Source organism: Oleiphilus sp. HI0067, from assembly GCF_001635735.1.
The window spans coordinates 1-1,147 of record NZ_LWFI01000158.1 but is presented as its reverse complement, the minus strand read 5'-3'; the positions used below and the strand labels follow the sequence as shown (position 1 = coordinate 1,147).

Below are 1,147 nucleotides of genomic sequence, written 5' to 3'. Positions count from 1 at the left end.
GCTTACAGGTGCTTCTGTTCAAGATAATCCTGAACTATCTCCAATTATTTCTCAGGCTCAGCGTTATGTGCTGAGTTTTAGTTATAGAGCGAATCCAGACTTTTCGCCTGTGCTAAGTGATCAGGCGGAAGGTGAGGGCGAGACTGAAGTTGAAAAGAGCCTTAAGCTAGATTTTCCCGCGTCTGCACCTGAGAAACAATTTCTGCTGACTGTAAATTTTGCTGATCAAGCTATTTTGAAAGCATTGAGGGCAAGCAATGTTGCGATTTGGGGAAGCTTGAGGCCATCCATTTTAAGCTGGGTGGTTGTGCAAAGGGGCTATGAAAGACAATTGCTGACATCTGATTTACCGCAATTAGAAACGAGTTTTATGGAGTCAGCTTCTGAGTATGGCTTGGTCTCTTTTTTACCGGTCGGTGATTTAAGTGATCAGAATGCGATAGATATGGCAGGTCTTTGGGGCTTGTTTGACAGTTCAGTCAGCGAAGCTGGTAAGCGCTACCCGCACGATGCCGTATTACAAATGCGTGTATTTGAGGCAGAGGAAGGCTTAGATGCTAAATACGCCTTTCGGGAGAATGGTGTTGAAATAGAAGGGCGCTTTCGTGCAGCGGATTATTCTGCGCTGTTTGGGCTGGTCAACCAAGAGATCGCTTCAAACCTTTCTTCTCGCTACGCGATAAAAGCGAGCGAGCAAGATCAATATTTGCGTATCTCTGTTAGTAATGTGCAAACATTCTTAGATTATGTAAAAGTCGTTGAGCATTTGGGTAGCTTATCGACTGTCACTAACGTTCAGCTCGGAGCCTTGTATGGCAGTGATCTTTTGTTGGACCTCGAGTTGCGCGCAAGTGAAGATCAATTTGTACAGCAGCTAGCACTTGCAGGTATTTTAAAAGAAGAGTCTGCTCCATCATCGTCAGGTAATGTGTTGGCAACCTCTATTCAGCCTCAGCTTTATTATCAATGGCCGACTTCAATAGGTCTCAAATAAGTGTTGCGTCAAATACCAAACTTATTGACGCTATTGCGTATATTTCTTGTTATCCCTTTTGCGTTGTATTTTCTTCAAGGTCGATATGACTTGGCCTTGTTGTTGTTTGCTATAGCTGGCGTGTCGGATGGCGTTGATGGCTTTGTGGCTCGA

Annotated in this window: 2 protein-coding genes; both read left to right on the top strand. The window is 44.3% G+C overall.

All coding sequences use genetic code 11. The annotated features are described in order from the left end of the window. Positions 1-994 (top strand): DUF2066 domain-containing protein (locus tag A3739_RS02225; RefSeq protein ID WP_156502263.1); only part of this gene is annotated, 994 nt, incomplete at its 5' end. Beyond that, on the top strand, positions 995-1,147 hold a 153-nt coding region (locus tag A3739_RS31305), incomplete at its 3' end, for a CDP-alcohol phosphatidyltransferase family protein (RefSeq protein ID WP_197471964.1).